Raw genomic sequence first — 19,639 nt, forward strand, 5'->3', positions numbered from 1 at the left:
GAAAGGAGGAGGCCGTTATGCATTTAAAATGGGATGAGTTTTTTGTAACTGGAGACCCATTAATTCTTGGTGCGCAAATTTCTATCGCTCTGACTTCCATTGCCATCATTTTTGTCTTAACATACTTTAAAAAATGGAAATGGCTCTGGAAAGAATGGCTTACATCAGTTGATCATAAAAAGCTAGGGATCATGTATATCCTTGCTGCTGTGATTATGTTCTTCCGCGGTGGAGTAGACGGACTGATGATGCGCGCACAGCTGGCGCTTCCTAATAATACGTTTTTAAATTCAAACCACTATAATGAAATTTTCACAACACATGGTACGATCATGATTCTCTTCATGGCGATGCCATTTTTAATCGGTTTAATCAACGTTGTTGTACCTCTTCAAATTGGTGCACGTGACGTTGCATTCCCGTATTTGAACAACTTGAGCTTCTGGACATTTATGGTCGGAGCTATGCTGTTCAACATTTCCTTCGTCATTGGAGGATCACCAAATGCAGGATGGACGAGTTACATGCCGCTCGCTGGAAATGACTTCTCACCAGGACCTGGACAGAACTATTACTTGCTCGGGCTCCAAATAGCAGGTATTGGTACACTGATGACAGGTATTAACTTCATGGTGACCATCTTGAAAATGCGTACAAAAGGTATGACGCTTATGCGTATGCCGATGTTTACATGGACAACATTGATTACTTCTGTGATCATTGTCTTCGCATTCCCTGTATTAACTGTTGCTTTAGCACTTATGACATTTGATCGTTTATTCGGGACGGCATTCTTTACACTCGAAGCAGGCGGTATGCCTATGCTTTGGGCGAACCTTTTCTGGATTTGGGGACATCCTGAGGTATATATCGTTATCCTGCCGGCTTTCGGTATTTTCTCAGAAATCTTTGCGACGTTCTCGAGAAAGCAGTTGTTTGGTTACAAAGCGATGGTTGTATCAATTGTGGCAATCTCTGTTCTTAGTTTCATTGTGTGGGTTCACCACTTCTTCACAATGGGGAACAGTGCAGCGGTTAACTCATTCTTCTCGATTACAACAATGGCCATTTCTGTACCAACAGGTGTAAAAATCTTTAACTGGCTCTTTACAATGTATCGTGGACGTATCAGCTTTACATCACCAATGCTTTGGGCACTTGGTTTCATCCCGAACTTCGTTATCGGTGGTGTCACTGGGGTTATGCTTGCGATGGCAGCTGCGGATTACCAGTACCATAACACGTACTTCCTTGTATCCCACTTCCACTATGTATTAATCGCAGGTACAGTATTTGCATGTTTTGCTGGTCTTGTTTTCTGGTATCCAAAAATGTTTGGCTACAAGTTAAACGAAAGAATTGGCAAATGGTTCTTCTGGGTATTCATGATCGGATTTAATATCTGTTTCTTCCCGCAGTACTTCTTAGGACTGCAAGGTATGCCTAGACGTATTTATACGTATGGACCAGAGGATGGCTGGACTGCACTAAACTTTATTTCAACAATTGGTGCATTCATGATGGGTGTTGGATTTATCATCCTTTGCTATAACATTTACTATAGCTGGAGACACTCAAAACGTGAAGTGTCTGGAGATAGCTGGGGAGTTGGACGTACACTTGAGTGGGCGACATCTTCTACGATTCCGCCACACTATAATTTTGCAGCACTTCCAGAAGTGACAGCACCAGATGCATTTCATGTTTGGAAGCAAAACAATGTGGACATTCACCCAGAAAAAGAATTTAAGAAAATTCATATGCCGCACAATTCAGGCAGACCACTGATTATGTCCGCATTCTTCGGACTTGGTGCATTCGGTCTTGTGTTCGAATGGTACTGGATTGGCGTCATCGGCTTAATCGGTGTATTTGCAACAATGATTTTACGTTCATTCGAATATGACGATGGCTACTATATTCCTGTTGAAAAAGTCATTGAAACAGAGAAAAAGAATAAGGAGGCGCAGAAGTAATGGGACATAATGATAGCAGTTACGCAAATGCCCCGCTTGAATATCAGTCTGAAACTGGACGGTTAAACATCCTTGGTTTCTGGATATTCCTTGGTGCGGAGATCGTGTTGTTCTCAACACTTTTTGCGACCTACTTTGTTCTTCATGGCAGAACAGCTGGTGGCGTGTTACCAGCTGAACTATTTGATATGAAGCTTGTATTAATCATGACATTCCTGCTATTGGTTAGTTCATTTACTTGTGGGATCGCCGTTCATGAGATGCGTCGTGGAAGTACAAAAGGGGTTGTCATTTGGACAATTCTGACGTTACTTTTAGGTGCAGGCTTCGTTGGCTTTGAGATTTTCGAGTTCTTCCATTATGTACATGAGGGTGCCTCTATCCATACAAGTGCGTACTGGTCTGCCTTCTTTGTACTTTTAGGAACTCACGGATTACACGTATCAATCGGTATTTTCTGGATTTCTGGTATTTTGTTCCAAATTAAAAAGCGTGGATTAACTCCACAAACAGCAGCGAAGATCTTTATTTCAAGTTTATACTGGCATTTCCTTGATGTTGTATGGATTTTCATCTTCACAGCTGTTTACTTGATTGGATTAGGGGGGCTTTTGTGATATGGCAGGAAAAACACATTCCTCATCAGAGCACGAACACTTCCCTTGGAAACATGTAGTCGGCTTCATCTTGTCCATTGTGCTGACGATCTTAGCATTTTGGATTGCCATTGGAGCTGAACTTGGCAGTGCCGCAAAACTTTGGATTATCTTTGGTTTTGCATTTATTCAAGCATTCTTGCAGCTTTTCATGTTCATGCATATGACAGAAAGCGAAAATGGAACTGTTCAAGTCGGAAACACATTGTTTGGTCTATTCTGTGCGATTATTTTCGTTATCGGATCTGTTTGGATCTTTGCGGCTCACTACAGCCACGGAGAGAACAGCAAAGACGGATATTCACCGTCTGCACCAAAGCAGTCTGAGCATTCAGGTCATTAATAAAAAACCACTCATCCTTGTAGATGAGTGGTTTTTATGATGGTATTGGTAACGCTTCCAATTGGTGGTGTTATGTCTATCTGCTACTGAATCTTTTGCGAATGAACGGAAGACCATAGATGAGGAATGCAGCGATGTGAGCCAAGATCACATTTATCGCAAAGAATGCAATCATGAAGGTATGTCCTGTTGGAGATAAACTACTTGTCATGTAAAGTCCGAAAAAGACCCACATAATCATGATCGGTGGAATAGAAGCAATTGCAATTTTTCTGTTTTCTAGCCATAAAAACAGGGGTGTAGCCGATGCAATACATAGGTACGCAAAGAACATATCCATCGTATCCAACTCCTTTGTCAGTTGATGTTCAATTCAAATGAGAGGTCAGGATTCAATTGTGTCTGTTTTTAGGAGATATTGTGAACATTTTGTTACAAGTATTATACCACAATTGACATTGAAGTAAACTCAATAATTGGAAAATGGGTCTTATTCCATAGTAGGTGTGTCTTTTATCATCATATATCAATCCCGTACGCTACCTTTGTGTTTGCTCGATTTTTTCTCCACAAAGATAATTGAATTTTCCCCTTAAAATCTGTAAAATGATCTTTTTAAAGGACTGATGATCGTATCAAATAAATGAGTAGAAGGAATTTATTCCTATTGTTAGAAGGAAAAGTCTTTCATTTTTGAAAAATGAATGGAACTTTTGGGGCTTATCCTCCGTCATATTTAAAGTGAGTTGCTTTTGTGAAAATTTAAATTTAATATAAATAAGGGCTTTTATGTTTTGTAATAAGGGTGGTTAGTTCATGAACAAGCAGAATACATCCCCTTACTATCAGGGAGATTTGATTTTTATATTTTTAGCGTTCTTTGCCATTAGTGTGATTGCCATTTATGCTGCTGGTCAGTTCGGACAGTATGGAACTAATGCTTGGACCAGACAGATTATTTACTACATGGTTGGTGTCATTTGTATTATTGCCATTAATTATTTTGATCTTGAACAATTAGAAAAGCTGAGCTTATATATTTTTATTGGTGGGATTCTGCTGCTGATCCTCCTTAAAATTAGTCCTGCGCAAATCGCTGGTCATGACTTTGCACCAATTAAAAACGGTGCAAAAAGCTGGTTTGTTTTACCAGGTGTTGGGACGTTTCAGCCTTCAGAGTTTATGAAAATTGGTTTAATCATGATGCTAGCATCTGTCATAGGAAAGTCGACGCCTAGAGGTAAGCGAACATTAGAAGATGATATTTTTCTTCTGTTAAAAATCGCTGGGGTATCTGTTGTTCCAGTTGGACTCATCTTCATGCAGGATGCAGGTACGGCAGCCGTCTGTATGTTTATCGTTATCGTGATGGTGTTTTTATCAGGTGTCAATTGGAAGCTTATTTCACTAATTGGATCTGTCGTTGTGCTATTAGTCGCTGCAGTGTTAGCTGTGATCATTTTATTCCCTGATTTTGCGCAAAAAATAGGGATTCAACAGTACCAAATAAACCGGATTACTGCTTGGATACCGGACGATTCCAGCTCTGCCAACCAAGCGCAGACACAGGATGCCTCTGGGTCTGATAAATATCAAGTGGATCAAGCGATTATGGCCATTGGTTCTGGTCAAATCTTCGGTAATGGGATTAAAAATTTAAAAGTATATGTGCCCGAAGCCCAAACTGATATGATTTTTTCTATTATAGGAGAAGCCTTTGGTTTTGTAGGCTGTGCGTTTGTCGTAATTATGTTCTTCTTCCTCATATACCGGCTTGTCGTGCTGATTGACCGTATCCATCCCTACAGCCGATTTGCGTCATTTTTCTGTGTAGGATATACGGCGCTGATTGTGATTCATACGTTCCAGAATATTGGTATGAACATAGGTGTCATGCCTGTTACAGGCATTCCGCTTCTATTCATCAGCTTCGGAGGAAGTTCTGTTTTATCTGTATTAATTGGATTCGGCATCGTATATAACGCAAGTGTTCAATTAACAAAGTATCAAAGTTATTTATTTAAATAAAACAGGGAAAAGGCAGTCTATTCATAGGCTGTCCTTTTTAATGGAATGCGAGTTCTCATTTTTGAAAAACGATACACATTTGTCTTATGATAGAAGGAGTGAAGGAGGTCTACAAATTGAATAAAACGATAGAAACGATATTAAACCACCGTTCGATACGTTCTTTTACAGATGAACGTCTAACAAAGGAAGAGGTGCTGACGCTTGTCAAAAGTGCACAGGCTGCCTCGACATCGAGCAATGTGCAGGCGTATAGCATCATTGGCGTAACAGATCAGGATAAGAAGGCCAAGTTGGCTGAACTGGCTGGCCATCAGCCATACGTTGAGAATAATGGGCATTTGTTCGTTTTCTGTGCAGACTTGAAACGTCATGAGTACATTGCCCAAAAGGCAGGAAAGAATCATCAGGAGGCGCTTGAGAATACCGAAGCGTTTTTAATTAGTGTGATTGATGCGGCGTTAGCTGCGCAAAATGTCAGTGTAGCAGCGGAATCTATGGGGCTTGGCATCTGCTATATCGGCGGCTTGCGTAATCAGCTTGTAGAAGTCTCTGACCTACTTGAAACACCTTCTTATGTCTTGCCGTTATTTGGTCTAGTTGTAGGACATCCAGCCAATCAGTCGTCACAGAAGGAACGGTTACCGATTGAACTGATCTATCATGAAAATACGTATCAACAAGACGAAGCACATCTGGATCGCTATTTACAGGAATACGACGAACGAATGTCGAGATATTACGAAAAACGGACGAATGGCGAAAGAAAAGATACTTGGTCTCAGCAGATGATTCGGAGTTTTAGCCAACCAAAAAGAGCCTACCTTGATGATTTTGTAAAAGAGAAAGGCTTTAATCGAAAATAAATGTAACATCCCCCTTTCATCAAGAGAGGGGGATTTCTGTAAAGAGGTGTGATATGTTGAAATTAAGTATTTTGGATCAATCTCCTGTCATTGGTGATGCAACACCTGCTGAAGCACTGAGACAAACGGTTGAGCTGGCGAAGCAGGCGGAGAAGTGGGGATATCACCGATTTTGGGTATCAGAGCATCACTTTTCAAACCGGCTTGCAGGTTCAAGTCCAGAGGTACTCATCGGGCATTTATCAGCCGTTACGTCTCATATGCGTATTGGCTCAGGCGGAGTCATGCTTCCCCATTATAGTGCCTACAAAGTAGCTGAGAACTTCAGGGTGCTAGAAGCATTAGCTCCAGGGAGAATTGATCTTGGCATCGGCCGAGCCCCAGGAGGGATGCCGATCTCTTCGATTGCGCTTCATCACGGTCAGCGAAAACGTTTAGGAGATCGTTATCCTGAGCAAGTAGAAGAATTGAAGGTCTATCTGCATGATTTGGCAGATGAATACTATCCGTTACCCCATTTAATCGCTTCTCCAAAGGTTGAAACAGCACCAGAGGTATGGATGCTTGGCTCATCGGAAGAAAGTGCAAGGCTTGCAGCGAAAGCAGGCGCAGGATATACATTTGCTCTTTTTATTAATGGTGAAGGCGGGGAAGATTCTGTTGAGCAATATGTGAATCGCTTTGAGCCTTCAGTATTTGCTGATGAACCGCGCATCAGTCTCGCTGTATTTGTTTTATTTGCAGAAACAGAGGAACAGGCAGAAAGGCTGGCTATGAGCTTAGATTTATCATTACTGGCAAATGAGCAAGGACAAAACCTTGGCAGCTTTCCTTCATATGAAGATGCAAAGGACTATCCTTATAGTGTGTATGAAAGACAGCGGGTTGCTGCCAATCGAAAGAGGATGGTCATTGGAACCGCATCCTCTGTAAAACAGCAGCTCACCGCACTGGCGAGGGTTTATCGTACAAATGAGCTAATGGCTGTGACCATCACACATCAAATGCAGGATCGGCTCACATCGTATCGTTTGTTAAAAGAAGCATTTGATGAATAAACGTATGTATTTAGCGCCTACGCAGCCAATAAAAAGGTGTGAGCATCACCATGCTGAAAATAAAGAGGATGGTGACTAGCAAGCTTAATGGGTATATACATGTAATATGAATGGTCAGCTCACATGCTTGATGAAAAGGACGAGGCTGTTTTTCTTGTAAAAAAATAAGTAAATAAAGCAAGGTCAACATAAGAAAAAAAGAAGTAAAAAAAGAAGCGATCCATAACAATATCAACATATGTGTACATTTCCTCCATACATGATAGAAAAGCCTTGATGAGCTAACACGCTCATACAAGGCTTTTTATGTGATTCTTGTTTATTCAGGGTAAAATTTCAAATGGTTCTTTCGTTTGAATTGTATCTGATTTTCCTTTCAGGCTGGCATAGGCAAGTAATGTATATGCGCCAGCTTCTAGCTTTTGCCCTTGATTGATTGTGCCATTCCATTTAAAGCGCTGTTCACCTTTTTCGATGTTTCGATAGACACCAGCTTCTCCTACAAACTCACCATCTGTAGAGTAGACGAGGAAAGCAAGGTTTTCAGCACCGCCGGGAAGATAGCTGTTAATGACAAAGCTTCCAGCACGATTGTCTGGCTCGACTGAAACAGAGGTTACGCGCGGATAATCAGGTTCTTTGACAATCAATAACGTTGGGATTTCTGTGACCTTTCTACCGTTTTCGCGAATGGTGATACTGCCTTGGTAGGTTCCCTTCTTTATTGTTGCATAATTGACTTGTACAGAAGAATGGAATGTTCCAGTTGAGTTCCCTTTTACTGTGATTTTTTTCGTTCCGTTTGTACGAATTTCTTTACTGTCAAACTTGGCATCTATGGTATAGGTTTTCGGCGCTTTTGAAAGGTTTTCCACTTTGAATTTCTTTGACTTGGTCTGAATACCCTTTTCTTTTAAGAAAGTGCCGTAAGAGTAACTTGCGTCAGAAACGATCGTTGAGGCTTGGAGTGATTCGATGATTCGAACACTTCCTGTTCCCTGTGTGTTGTGAGGGAATGGATGTCCATCTGCGTCAAACAGTTTTTCAGCCGTATTCATGAGAACCGCTTTGATTTGTTTTGTGGAATACGATGGCTTTGCTTGTTTGATGATCGCTGCTGCCCCGGCTACATGCGGTGATGCCATGCTTGTTCCTTGTTTAGAACCATATCCGTAAGGGTTAGATGAATTGTGAGTTGGGATCGTACTGACAATGCTAACGCCAGGTGCTGATAGATCTGGCTTCACCATCCACGTATCCACAACAGGTCCGCGAGATGAGAAGTCTGCTACTTGCTCACTCAGTTCTTTGACAAATTGAATGGAGAACGTTGTGGTGTTTTGCCCATCCTCAACAGCTTTCACAAGAGCTGTCCCCTCAGCTTTTGAAAGCTTAATGGTCGGTAGTGCAAGACCCGGCACATCAACTGGAATTTCCCCGTCGGTATTGTTATACATGACAACCCCGATTGCGCCAGCCGCTTTTGCGTGATCAACTTTATCCACAAAGGCGATTGCTCCTCGCTCTATAACAGCCACTTTCCCTTTGACGTCAATGTGTTCGAACGCTTTTTCATCACCGATACCGGCATTGACGAGCGTGACTTGTTTTTGGTCAAGTGCTATTAAATCACTTTCTTGATAGTAGCCCATTATTTTTGCGGAAGAATAATTCGGGAATTTCACATTGTATAGATTGTAAGGAAGCTGAGTTGCTCCAACAGAAATGGCATTTCTTGATGTGCCAGGAGAACCAACTGTCCAGCTGTTAGGACCGTTGTTTCCATTTGATGTGACGGCAACAACGCCTTCAGACATTGCCCAATCGAGTGCGGTGCTTGTAGCATAATCAGGGTTATTGACACTGTTTCCAAGAGAGAGGTTCATGACATCTGCCCCATCAGTGACAGCACGGTCGATACCAGCAAGGACATTCTCAGTTGTACCAGAACCACCTGGTCCGAGTACACGGTATGCAAGGAGGGTAGCATCTTTTGCGACACCTTTCAATTGCCCATTAGCGGCAATGGTTCCTGCGACGTGAGTGCCGTGATCTGTTGATTCGCCTCTAGGGTCTCCTTTCGGTGTCTCTTGCGGTGAATAATCATGATCTACAAAATCATAGCCTTTGTATAAACCAAAGTTTCCTTTTAAATCAGGGTGGGTATAGTCTACTCCTGTATCAATGACAGCGACTTTGACCCCTTTTCCTGTATAGCCGGCATCCCATGCTTTAGGAGCACCGATGTATGGAGCGCTTTTATCCATAAGTGGAGATACATCCTCATTTGGGAGCTGAATGCTTTCCTTTTTGACTTCATCTGTCTTATATGTAACATCCGGATAAACAGCTTTTACGCCTTCAACTGCGAGCAACTTCGGGATTTCATTTGCAGGGAGTTTCATAGAGAAGCCAGAGAAGACTTTTTCATATTCTTGGTGAACGCTGGCTTTATTAAGTGTTTTTAGTGCGTCCTTCTTTACTTTTGTTCGAGATTTTTTGAGGGAGGCTTTTGTTTGTGCTTCGCCTTTTTGCTTGGCTTCAACTAAGGACTTTTCCTTTAATTCAACAATGACAGTGGTATGTTTTTTTGAGTTGACATTGATTTCGCCGAAAATTTCCGCCTTCTCTAATTCCACCTTTTTATTAGATGGAACGGCGATAGCCTGTTGACCTGAAAAGAATGTGGATAAAATAAAAATGGTGGAGAACAATAGAACAGAAGAACGAGAGATTCCTTTTTTCAATTCATTTTCCCCTTTCTAATTGTGGATTTAGGGAGATAGCCTTTCTTTTTTGTGGATAAATAGGAAAGATTCACTGCCCGTCATTAAGTATTCAATAAGATGAAAACAATTCCTTTACTAAAATGGTCTTATTTTACATAGTCACAAAGAATTATTTTGTTTATAAGCTCTTACTTATGCACAGCTAGTTGTTAATAACTCAATCATTTGAATATATATATGGAAAATAAAAATGATATAGATACAAAATCTAGTGAAGGTATGTTGATATGTGGATAAACTCTGTTGATAAGATGTGCTTATCTTTGGGATAGTATGTGAATAATATTTACATAGAAAAAATCATCGAACATGATGAACTTCTGCACTTTTCAACAAAACTTCTGAAAACTAGTTAGTTTTTTCACCTAGATTGTGACAAACATTTCTTTTTTCTCGGGATATGATAGGAGCAGTTGTTTTGCTAGAGTTGCTAGTTTCTAAGAAATGTGGAGGGATGTTCTGTTGAGAAAGCTGAAGAACTGGTTGAGTGTATGGTTTGGGTTGATGATGCATGTGCTTGTGAATCCTGGTTTGATGGTGAACAAGCAGGGCTTTGCATTTTTCGTGGCTTATGCTAAGTCCTCTAAAGTGGTGAATGAGATACAACAAGAGAAGATGGCAGAAGAAAAGATGAAGATGCGCAGGACCTATATGCTGCTTGGTAAAGGGTTGATGCTGCTGCATGAAAAGACCAAAAAAGAGGCGCGTGCTGGTCCGGTCTTACCTTTACAGAAGAGGTGAAACAGGGTAAAATCCCACATAAGAAACGTTGTCTAGTGGGAGAGGATACCCCTTGAAGATATATAAAATATTGAATAACAATGCAGTGATCGTAAAGGAGGGTGATCAGGAGAAGATTGTGATGGGACCTGGTATTGCTTTTCAGAAGGGGAAAAATGACGTCATTCCCGTTCAAAAAATAGAGAAAATCTTTGTTGTGCGTGAGGAAAATGAGAAATTCAAGCAAATTCTTTCCACTTTGCCAGAAGCGCATATTGAAGTGGCGGAACATATTATTAGCTATGCGGAGGGTAAACTGATGATGCCGCTCAGTGATCATATTCATATATCACTGACAGACCACTTATCCTTTGCGATTGAACGCGTTCAAAAGGGCATAGTGTTATATAATAAATTGCTTGGTGAGATTAAAGTCTTGTATAAGCAGGAATATGAAATTGGAAAGTATGCCATTTGGTATGTACAAGAACGGCTTGGGGTTAAACTGCCTGATGATGAGGCAGGGTATGTGGCACTTCATATTCATACGGCCAAAATGAATACGGAGTCCATGAAGAAGACGGTCAAATACACAACGATGATCAAAGAAATGATCGAGTATATCGAAACATATTTTGGGCATTCGATTGATGAAGATAGCATTTCCTATCAGCGGCTTGTGACACATTTGAGGTATGCACTAGGCAGATTGGAATCAAATGAGGCATTTCAAATCATGGATGATGACATGCTGATTTTTATCCAAACAAAGTATGATACGGCATACCGGTGTGCGCTAAAACTAGCTGACTTTTTAAAAAATGAATATGGACTTCAACTCCCAGAATCGGAGATCGGCTATATCACGCTGCATGTCCAGCGTCTGCAAGATGCCGAATTGGTATAATGGTTGTGCCTGCATGCAGGCATTTTTTTATGCACACTACTTTTCATAGTGTATATGGGTCAATCGATTCGAAAAAATTGGTTGACTTAGGTTATTCTCTTATACTATGATGAAAGCGTAATCAAAAGTTGATATCGTGGGATTGTGACTGTCAGGCAGGCAAGACCTAAAATTTGCGTAACGATAGGACGCGTATGTCCATTGATCGTTGGTGAATTTTAGGTCTTTTTTGCTTTTAAAAAAGGAGGAGACAACATGAATTATCAAAAAACAGCTCAAGAATTAACAAAATTATTAGGTGGTAAGGAAAATGTGATCAGTGCTACGCATTGTGCAACAAGGCTCAGATTGGTGATAAAAGATGAGGATCACATTGATAAAGATGCCATTGAAGAACTAGAAGGTGTGAAAGGGGCATTCTCAAGCTCGGGTCAATTTCAAGTGATCTTTGGTACAGGATCTGTGAACAAAGTATATGAGCAATTTGCACGTGAGGCTGGGCTTGAGACAGACGACAAGAAACAAAAGCCTGTCAGCCATGATGATGCTGTGAAACAAAAAATGAATCCACTCGCACGTTTTGCCAAGATGTTATCCAATATTTTTGTGCCGATTATTCCGGCCATTGTTGCAAGTGGATTATTAATGGGTCTTTTAGGAATGATGAAGGCATTTAAATGGGCAGACCCAAGCTCAGCTATCTTTCAAATGCTTGATATGTTTTCAAGTGCTGCCTTTATCATTTTACCGATTTTAATAGGTGTCAGTGGAGCGAAAGAATTTGGCGGTAATCCATACTTAGGAGCCGTCATTGGTGGAATTATGATTCACCCTAATCTACTCAATCCGTGGGGACTGACAGAAGCGAAACCGGAGTATATGCATTTATTCAATTTCGATATTGCCCTTCTTGGTTACCAAGGAACCGTCATTCCAGTCTTGTTGACTGTGTATATCATGTGTCTGATTGAAAAGAACTTAAGAAAGATCGTTCCAAACAGCATTGATTTACTTGTGACCCCGTTTGTGACGGTGATTGTCACTGGGTTTGTGACGTTTATTGCGGTTGGGCCACTTGGCAGAATGCTCGGTACAGGTATTTCTCATGCACTGACATATGTATATGACCATGCAGGGTTTTTGGCAGGATTGATTTTTGGAGGCGCCTACTCTTTAATTGTGCTGACAGGGGTTCACCATAGTTTTCATGCGATTGAGGCAGGCCTTCTTAACGATATTGGACGTAATTATTTGCTTCCAATTTGGGCAATGTCCAATGTAGCGCAAGGTGGTGCTGGATTGGCTGTCTTTTTCTTAGCGAAGCGTGCGAAAACAAAGGAGATTGCGCTCCCTGCTGCATTTTCTGCTTTCTTAGGGATTACAGAGCCGGTGATATTCGGTGTAAATCTTCGCTATCGTAAGCCGTTTATAGCCGCAATGATAGGGGGAGCATTAGGAGGTGCATTCGTTGTCTTCACAAAGGTGGCAGCCAATGCTTATGGATTAACTGGCATTCCGATGATTGCGATTGCAGCCCCATTTGGTTTGCAAAATGTGGTGAATTATGTTGTTGGTATGTTAATAGCTGTTACTGTTTCATTTATTCTCACTATTATCTTTCAAGTAAAAGAAGTCGAAAAATAATCTAGGAGTGGTCACAGTGATGACAACAACTGACGCAGCACTTCGTCAAAAAGTAGCAGAACGTATTCGAAACTATGAGCATTTGGTGAAAAAAGATGTGTATCGCCAGCATTTTCATTTAATGCCACCTGTAGGTCTTTTAAATGACCCGAATGGATTAATTGAGTGGAATGGTGTGTACCATGTGTTTTATCAGTGGCAGCCCTTTAAAACAGGACACGGTGCAAAATTCTGGGGTCACTACACCTCTACGGATCTCGTGAATTGGCAACACGAAGAGATCGCGCTCACACCAAGTGATTGGTTTGATCGAAATGGCTGTTATTCAGGTAGTGCAGTTATCGACGATGGAAAAATGTATCTGCTTTATACGGGAAACGTTCGAGATGAGCAAGGCAATCGGGAAACGTATCAATGTTTAGCTGTTTCAGAGGATGGTATCCATTTTCAGAAAAAGGGTGTTGTTGCGACATTACCAGAAGGATTTACAGCCCACTTCCGTGATCCGAAGGTGTGGAAGCGGAACGGTCAATGGTATATGGTGCTTGGTGCACAAAGTCAGGATCTGAAAGGGCATCTTGTTTTGTTCACCGCTGACAAGTTAGACAATTGGACATTTCAAGGAATTGCGGCTGGCAATGGAAAGAATGGTCTAGAAGATTTCGGATATATGTGGGAGTGTCCAGACCTGTTTGAATTAGATAGTCGAGATATATTGATTGTTTCGCCTCAAGGATTGAAGCCTAAAGGAATGAAGTATCACAATACATATCAATCCGGTTATTTTGTTGGTACTTTAGATGAAACGTCCTATCAATATACACATGGGTCGTTTGAGGAGCTGGATCGAGGCTTTGACTTTTATGCACAGCAGACATTTGTAGATGAATCAGGGAGACGTATTTTAATTGGATGGATGGGTGTGCCTGATCAAGGAGAAGAGCATCACCCAACGATCTCCTATCAATGGATACACTGTTTAACAATTCCAAGAGAGCTTCGTTTAGATCAAGAAGGAAAACTTATTCAGAAACCAGTATCCGAGCTGAAAAAAATGCGGACAAATGAACAAGAACATGTATACCAAATTAAACGATCTGTTCATTCTATTCCTGTTGATGATATTACGAGTGCAGAGGTATTCATTGATCAAATTGAAACGCAAAAAGGGTTTGAATGCTGTATTCGTGGTGTTGCACGGTTTATTTATGATAAAGATAAGGGGAAACTGACGTTAGAACGCGACCGATTTGAGAATCGATTAAAGGAAATTCGTGAAGCTGAAATAGAGGAACTGAAAGATCTACATTTCTTTATAGATGCATCATCAATTGAGATTTTTGTCAATGGAGGACGAGAAGTATTTACTGCACGTTTCTTTCCTTCCCCGGGAAATAAATCATTCTCGATTAGTGGCAGAAATGAGACGAAGCTTAGGCTGAGAACATGGCGTTTGCAAAAAGAAGCAGGTCGTTGATTTGCTTCTTTTTCTAGTGAGATGAGCCTGTATCTTAGAGCCTATAGAGCGTGAAATCAAGGTTTGTCAACATTGACGAAGTGCGGTTTGATGACGTTTTGCATATATGATAACCGGTTGAATTATGGTATCATTTTTCATTATATACAGCTGTGGCTGACGTTTATCCAAATGCGGTAGGACAAAAAAGGGGTTGTTTGACTTGAATTCAAAACAGCAGCCGACGACTAGAAAACGCTTGGAGACTATGGCAGATCATGTTGAAGATAAACGTGAAGAATATAAAGAATTGCTTATTCTAGTCCAATCTATTCTCGGTGAGCCTTCTCTAGAGCATGGGGAATTAAAAGAGAAGCTGTCAGGTACATATGAACAAATGAAAGAATACGCCTTATTTGTTGAATCAATTGAAACTTTTATTCGAAAGATGGCAAAGGAATCAGATCAGTAAAAATAGGTCTTTATTTCGAAATGATCAAAAGATGAAGAGAGGTGAGCAATGATATTCAAGTATCAAGAAGCCAAAGAAGATTTTATAGAACAGAGATTTATAAAAGACTTGGGAAATGGATAGAAAGACCATAATAACTCCAGCGGCTTCGTTCTCGATAATCAAAAAACCGATTCGCCTGTTTGACAAGGCCAATCGGTTTTTGGTGATTATTTGTTGAATCGGTGAGCAGAATGTTTTGTTGGTCCAATATATTCATTTAGCTGGAAAGATCCTTGAATGGCAGCAGTAATAAATTCTTTTGCTGCATAAATGGCGTCTTTCACTTCTGAGCCATTTGCTAGTTCAGCTGTGACTGCTGCTGAGAATGTGCAGCCTGCGCCATGTGTGTATGGTGTGTCGACCTTATCAGATTCGAGACGTTCGAAGGTTTGTCCATCATAAAGCAAATCAATCGCTTTATCTTGGCTAAGCTTACCGCCTCCAGTGATGACGACATACTTTGCACCAAGTTTGTGGATGCGTTTTGCTGCTTCTTCCATTTGTTCGATCGTTTTGATCTCACCGATCCCGCTTAATTGACCAGCTTCGAAGAGGTTAGGTGTGATAACGGTAGCAAGCGGTGCGAGCTTTTCACGTAATGCTTCAGCGTGCTCAGGGTAAAGGACTTCATTTGCCCCTTTACAAACCATAACAGGATCAATGACGACATTTTTTATATTATATGTCTTGATTGTTTCAGCCGCGAGCTCAATCACGTCGACGGTTGGGAGCATGCCTGTTTTCAGGGCGTCTACACCGATGCCTTCAACAATCGTTGAGAGCTGTGCGCGAATGGTCGCCGCATCGATTGGAAACACTTGATGGTCCCAATTGTTATGAGGGTCCATTGCAACGACAACTGTTAAAGCTGTCATCCCATATACGTTTTTTTCTTGAAACGTTTTTAAATCTGCTTGGATACCTGCACCGCCGCTTGAATCCGAACCTGCGATGGTGAGTGCTTTATTCATAGACATAGTTGCTGAACCTCCAATGTGATGTGTAACAGTTACTGTTCTATTCCTTATTATAATCAGCTTTACCATTTATCACAATGAAACGACATAAAAAAGCGTTCTTGCCATCTCAGAACGCACCGCTTATCTTTTACAATTCATCAATTTCCCTTCCTTTAGCTCTTCTAAAAGCTTCAAAACGAATTCCTGCTCGGCTTTTATATCAAAAATCCCCATTTTATCGGATGATCAAACCGCCTTTTATATCATGAGAAAGAAGTGAATTTATGTTTTAATAAGAAGGGTAAAAACTGTTAAAGGAGTAAGACCGATATGAAGATTTCCCTTTTAATTGTGACACACAACCGACGAAACGCACTGTGCGAATTGCTCGAATCAATTGTCAGACAAACAGTGCAACCTTTTGAGATTGTTGTGGTGAATGATGCGGGTGAGCGAGTGGACATCATTCAGGAACTCTATCCAGAACTTCCTATTCGGCTGATTCATTTAGATGAAAATGTCCAGCATGTGAACGCAAGAAATATTGGCGTTCGGGAGCTAACAGGAGATGTCGTTATGCTAAGTGACGACGACGATTACTTTACGCCTTGTCACATAGAACGCATGAGCGAGGCGTTGCAAGATGTAGATTTTGTGTTTTCTGATGCGGAAATTGTTTCATTTGAAGAAAAAGGAACGACCCGTTATCCAGTGTCGAGACGTCTGTTTGCTTATACAGCTAATATCGAGGACATGCGTGTCTTTTCTACATACGTTCCTTCGGGCAGTATGTATAAGCGTCAATTACACGAAGACATTGGCTATTTTGATCCAGCGATGCATCATTATTGGGATTGGGATTTCTTCTTGCGTGTCTCACAACATGCAAGGGTAAAAAGAGTGCCAGCAGCCAGTGTGATCTATGCTTTCTTTGATGGCGGAGGGAATCAATCAAGTGATCTTGGTGAAACAAGGAAGCGATATTTAGATGACCTTAGTCAAAAGCACCAGCTTGGAGACTTACCGACAGCAAATTTTGCTGTGTTATTAGAAGAACCAGCCATGAAAAAACGAGAATCAGAGAGTAAAATCGTTTGGGACGGAAGTCCAATGATATCGAGATTGGCTCAGCCGACGGAAGGAGTAGAGCAACAATGAAGCCATTCTTAAATGATAGCTGGTGGGCGGTCATGAAAAGTGAATTCGAAAAGCCATATTATCAAGAGTTACGAGAGTGGATGAAGGAAGAATATCGCACACATATTGTTTTTCCGAAACCCCACGACATTTATCGTGCCCTTCATTTGACGTCATATGAAGATGTGAAAGTGGTGATTTTGGGGCAGGACCCTTATCATGGACCAGGTCAGGCACATGGATTAAGTTTTTCCGTTCAACCTGGTGTCAGACAGCCGCCGTCTCTGAAAAACATATTTCAGGAATTAAAAGATGATCTTGGCTGCCCCGTACCGAACCATGGCTCACTTGTCAGCTGGGCAGAGCAGGGTGTGCTACTCTTAAACACCGTGTTAACCGTGAGAAAGGGTGAAGCAAATTCACATAAAGGGAAAGGCTGGGAACGAGTGACAGATCGTGTCATCGATGTGCTGAATGATAGGGATCAACCGGTCGTTTTTGTGTTATGGGGACGACATGCCCAAAATAAAAAAGCGCGCATTAACGAGAACAAGCATTACATCATTGAATCACCCCACCCAAGTCCTTTTTCTGCAAGGAATGGCTTTTTTGGCAGCCGTCCGTTTTCTCGAGCAAATGCTTATTTAAAACAAATGGGGCTTGAAGAAATTAATTGGTGTATTTCCGATATTGAATAGAAAAAGAACGAGTGAGGAGTTCCTTGCTCTTGTTCGTTTATTTTAAAAATGTGCGTATGATGTCAAGACCGTTTTTCGCATTTGGATAACGGAAGGAGAAATCGAACCGATTGGTTTGGCGCAAGATACTTTTCTCATGAGTAAAGGTGAAAAAGCTTTCCTTTCCATGATATCGTCCCATACCGCTTTCACCGACGCCTCCAAATGGCAAATAAGGGGTGGCAACATGCATCAATGTGTCGTTGATACAGCCTCCGCCAAATGAGAGGTTGTCTAGGATATAGGATTCTGTTTCTTTATTTGTTGTAAATAAGTAAAGGGCGAGCGGCTTCGATCTTGCCTCGACCATTTCGGTGACTTCATCCAGTGAATCAAATGTCATGACAGGCAAAATCGGTCCGAAAATTTCCTCTTGCATGACGGGATCTTCCCATGTGATGTGGTCTAAAATGGTCGGTGAGATTTTCAGATCCTGCTCATTTCGCTGTCCGCCAGTTACGATGGTGCCGTTTGTCAGGAAATGAGAGAGTCTGTCAAAATGACGTGTGCTGACGATTTTCCCGAAGTGTGGCTGTGTTTCTGGTCGTTCGCCATAAAAGTCATGTATACAGGTCATCATTTCACGTAAGAGGTCCTCTTTGACTGATTCATGGACAAGCAAATAATCGGGTGCAATGCATGTCTGGCCAGCATTAGTAAATTTGCCAAACGTGATTCTTTTTGCAGCGAGTTTAATGTCTGCATCAGGCATGACAATGCAAGGGCTTTTTCCGCCAAGCTCAAGTGTGACAGGTGTCAGATGCTTTGCGGCGGCTTCCATGACGACTTTGCCGACAGCCACACTTCCAGTAAAGAAGATATAATCAAAGGGCAGCTTCAGCAGCTCTGTACTGACATCTACACCGCCTTCTACGACTGCCGCATGATCTTCTTTAAACACACGTTCCACAATTGAGCCGATTACTTGTGAGACTTGCGGCGTCAGCTCTGAAGGTTTTAATGTCACTGCATTTCCAGCAGATATAGCTCCTACTAATGGAGAGATGGCCAATTGGAAAGGATAGTTCCACGGAGCCATAATCAGTACACTTCCATAAGGCTCCTTGATGATCATGCTTTTTGATCCAATATGGGTGAGGGGTGTTTTCACACGGGTCGGCTTTGCCCATTTGTGAAGATGCTTGACGGTATGATTGATTTCTTCATATACCATACCAATCTCTGTTGTATAAGCTTCCTGTTCGGATTTATGTAAATCATGTGCTAAGGCTTGTAAAATGTCCTCCTCATGCTGTTTGATGACAGCTTTCAAGTTTTGAAGGAGGCGGATGCGTTCTTGGGTGGATGGCTTTTTAAAGGCCTTTTGTTTATTTAAAAGAGCAGTTAGCTTTTCCATCATTCAATTCCTTTCCATGACGATGTTGTTCTTCTTATTATGTGTGAATCAATAAAGCCGGTCAAATGAAGGATGACTAAAAGCACTTTTTGAAAAAAATGTATGAGGATTGACCAATTCGGTTTATTCATTTGGTAAAATAATGTTGAGAACGAAATTGTTGATTGGAGGGTCTACCTTTGAATATTCATATATCAAGTCTGCTTCAAAAAATGGAGGAAGCGGTCCAAAAGGCGAAACAAAGTGGAAGTGATGAAGAGGTGAAACGTCAAGTGGCGGCAATATCTTCACTATGTGATGTCATACTCGACGCACCGTCACAGGCTCAAACGCCGCAGTCTTCGATCATTTCACCACCTCCGCTATCGCAGACAACGGATCAATTGATGCTTGAGAAGATGATGGGTACAAGTGGTGCAAAAAAATATCAAAGCAAAGAGGGTGATCAACAGGAAAAGGATGGGAACGGCGACTCTATTTTTGATTTTTAGA

18 protein-coding genes are annotated in these 19,639 nt (G+C 41.4%); 14 read left to right on the forward strand and 4 right to left on the reverse strand.

Annotated elements, in window-relative coordinates; translation table 11 throughout:
* Positions 1 to 17: 17 nt before the first annotated feature.
* From qoxB to qoxD, 3 genes are read left to right on the forward strand one after another with little or no spacing between them, the layout of a single operon-like run.
* Complete coding sequence (gene qoxB / locus ACIQCE_RS05915) at positions 18 to 1,976, forward strand: cytochrome aa3 quinol oxidase subunit I (RefSeq protein WP_400493988.1); 1,959 nt, start codon at positions 18 to 20, stop codon at positions 1,974 to 1,976.
* A complete protein-coding gene (gene qoxC, locus ACIQCE_RS05920) occupies positions 1,976 to 2,593 on the forward strand; it encodes a cytochrome aa3 quinol oxidase subunit III (RefSeq protein ID WP_353854255.1) in 618 nt (205 codons plus the stop codon). The genes qoxB and qoxC overlap by 1 nt, the downstream gene beginning before the upstream one ends.
* Position 2,594: 1 nt before the next feature.
* A complete protein-coding gene (qoxD, locus tag ACIQCE_RS05925; protein WP_353854256.1) occupies positions 2,595 to 2,975 on the forward strand; it encodes a cytochrome aa3 quinol oxidase subunit IV in 381 nt (126 codons plus the stop codon).
* Positions 2,976 to 3,051: 76 nt separating this feature from the next.
* Here the strand turns inward: qoxD and ACIQCE_RS05930 are convergent, their stop codons facing one another.
* Positions 3,052 to 3,315 carry a spore morphogenesis/germination protein YwcE gene (locus tag ACIQCE_RS05930; RefSeq protein ID WP_400493989.1) on the reverse strand — a complete coding sequence of 88 codons (264 nt, stop codon included), beginning with the start codon at positions 3,313 to 3,315 and terminating at the stop codon, positions 3,052 to 3,054.
* Positions 3,316 to 3,791: 476 nt separating this feature from the next.
* Between ACIQCE_RS05930 and ACIQCE_RS05935 the strand changes: the two genes are divergently transcribed.
* The 3 genes from ACIQCE_RS05935 to ACIQCE_RS05945 all read left to right on the forward strand — a co-directional run bounded on the left by ACIQCE_RS05935 (position 3,792) and on the right by ACIQCE_RS05945 (position 6,927).
* A complete protein-coding gene (locus tag ACIQCE_RS05935; RefSeq protein WP_353854258.1) occupies positions 3,792 to 5,003 on the forward strand; it encodes an FtsW/RodA/SpoVE family cell cycle protein in 1,212 nt (403 codons plus the stop codon).
* A 116-nt stretch (positions 5,004 to 5,119) separates the two neighbouring features.
* On the forward strand, positions 5,120 to 5,869 hold the full coding sequence (nfsA, locus tag ACIQCE_RS05940; protein WP_400493990.1) for an oxygen-insensitive NADPH nitroreductase: 750 nt from the start codon (positions 5,120 to 5,122) through the stop codon (positions 5,867 to 5,869).
* Between the two features lie 53 nt (positions 5,870 to 5,922).
* Positions 5,923 to 6,927 carry an LLM class flavin-dependent oxidoreductase gene (locus ACIQCE_RS05945; protein WP_400493991.1) on the forward strand — a complete coding sequence of 335 codons (1,005 nt, stop codon included), beginning with the start codon at positions 5,923 to 5,925 and terminating at the stop codon, positions 6,925 to 6,927.
* A 323-nt stretch (positions 6,928 to 7,250) separates the two neighbouring features.
* On the opposite strand, the gene ACIQCE_RS05950 is transcribed toward ACIQCE_RS05945, so the two are convergent.
* Entirely contained in the window at positions 7,251 to 9,674 is a 2,424-nt protein-coding gene (locus tag ACIQCE_RS05950) for a S8 family serine peptidase (RefSeq protein ID WP_400493992.1), read from the reverse strand.
* A 504-nt stretch (positions 9,675 to 10,178) separates the two neighbouring features.
* Between ACIQCE_RS05950 and ACIQCE_RS05955 the strand changes: the two genes are divergently transcribed.
* The 5 genes from ACIQCE_RS05955 (at position 10,179) to ACIQCE_RS05975 (ending at position 14,915) form a co-directional block, all read left to right on the forward strand.
* Positions 10,179 to 10,457 carry a hypothetical protein gene (locus ACIQCE_RS05955; protein WP_400493993.1) on the forward strand — a complete coding sequence of 93 codons (279 nt, stop codon included), beginning with the start codon at positions 10,179 to 10,181 and terminating at the stop codon, positions 10,455 to 10,457.
* 52 nt (positions 10,458 to 10,509) lie between these two features.
* Positions 10,510 to 11,343, forward strand: a complete 834-nt coding sequence (locus ACIQCE_RS05960) for a PRD domain-containing protein (protein WP_353854262.1) — start codon at positions 10,510 to 10,512, stop codon at positions 11,341 to 11,343.
* A gap of 255 nt (positions 11,344 to 11,598) precedes the next feature.
* Entirely contained in the window at positions 11,599 to 12,987 is a 1,389-nt protein-coding gene (locus ACIQCE_RS05965; RefSeq protein ID WP_400493994.1) for a sucrose-specific PTS transporter subunit IIBC, read from the forward strand.
* A 19-nt stretch (positions 12,988 to 13,006) separates the two neighbouring features.
* The gene (locus ACIQCE_RS05970) at positions 13,007 to 14,464 is read left to right on the forward strand and encodes a sucrose-6-phosphate hydrolase (RefSeq protein ID WP_400493995.1); all 1,458 of its coding nucleotides are present in this window, start codon (positions 13,007 to 13,009) and stop codon (positions 14,462 to 14,464) included.
* A gap of 202 nt (positions 14,465 to 14,666) precedes the next feature.
* On the forward strand, positions 14,667 to 14,915 hold the full coding sequence (locus ACIQCE_RS05975; protein ID WP_400493996.1) for a hypothetical protein: 249 nt from the start codon (positions 14,667 to 14,669) through the stop codon (positions 14,913 to 14,915).
* A 209-nt stretch (positions 14,916 to 15,124) separates the two neighbouring features.
* On the opposite strand, the gene ACIQCE_RS05980 is transcribed toward ACIQCE_RS05975, so the two are convergent.
* Entirely contained in the window at positions 15,125 to 15,934 is an 810-nt protein-coding gene (locus tag ACIQCE_RS05980; protein ID WP_400493997.1) for a bifunctional hydroxymethylpyrimidine kinase/phosphomethylpyrimidine kinase, read from the reverse strand.
* Positions 15,935 to 16,246: 312 nt separating this feature from the next.
* Here ACIQCE_RS05980 and ACIQCE_RS05985 point away from each other — a divergent pair, with 312 nt between their 5' ends.
* Both ACIQCE_RS05985 and ACIQCE_RS05990 read left to right on the forward strand, forming a co-directional pair.
* On the forward strand, positions 16,247 to 17,074 hold the full coding sequence (locus ACIQCE_RS05985) for a glycosyltransferase family 2 protein (protein ID WP_400493998.1): 828 nt from the start codon (positions 16,247 to 16,249) through the stop codon (positions 17,072 to 17,074).
* On the forward strand, positions 17,071 to 17,751 hold the full coding sequence (locus ACIQCE_RS05990; RefSeq protein ID WP_400493999.1) for a uracil-DNA glycosylase: 681 nt from the start codon (positions 17,071 to 17,073) through the stop codon (positions 17,749 to 17,751). The genes ACIQCE_RS05985 and ACIQCE_RS05990 overlap by 4 nt, the downstream gene beginning before the upstream one ends.
* Before the next feature lie 37 nt (positions 17,752 to 17,788).
* On the opposite strand, the gene ACIQCE_RS05995 is transcribed toward ACIQCE_RS05990, so the two are convergent.
* The gene (locus ACIQCE_RS05995; RefSeq protein WP_400494000.1) at positions 17,789 to 19,147 is read right to left on the reverse strand and encodes an aldehyde dehydrogenase; all 1,359 of its coding nucleotides are present in this window, start codon (positions 19,145 to 19,147) and stop codon (positions 17,789 to 17,791) included.
* 179 nt (positions 19,148 to 19,326) lie between these two features.
* Here ACIQCE_RS05995 and ACIQCE_RS06000 point away from each other — a divergent pair, with 179 nt between their 5' ends.
* A complete protein-coding gene (locus ACIQCE_RS06000) occupies positions 19,327 to 19,638 on the forward strand; it encodes a YwdI family protein (protein WP_400494001.1) in 312 nt (103 codons plus the stop codon).
* Position 19,639 lies beyond the last annotated feature (1 nt).

It is taken from the genome of Bacillus sp. NPDC093026, from assembly GCF_044754665.1.
Lineage (GTDB): Bacteria > Bacillota > Bacilli > Bacillales > Bacillaceae > Bacillus > Bacillus maqinnsis.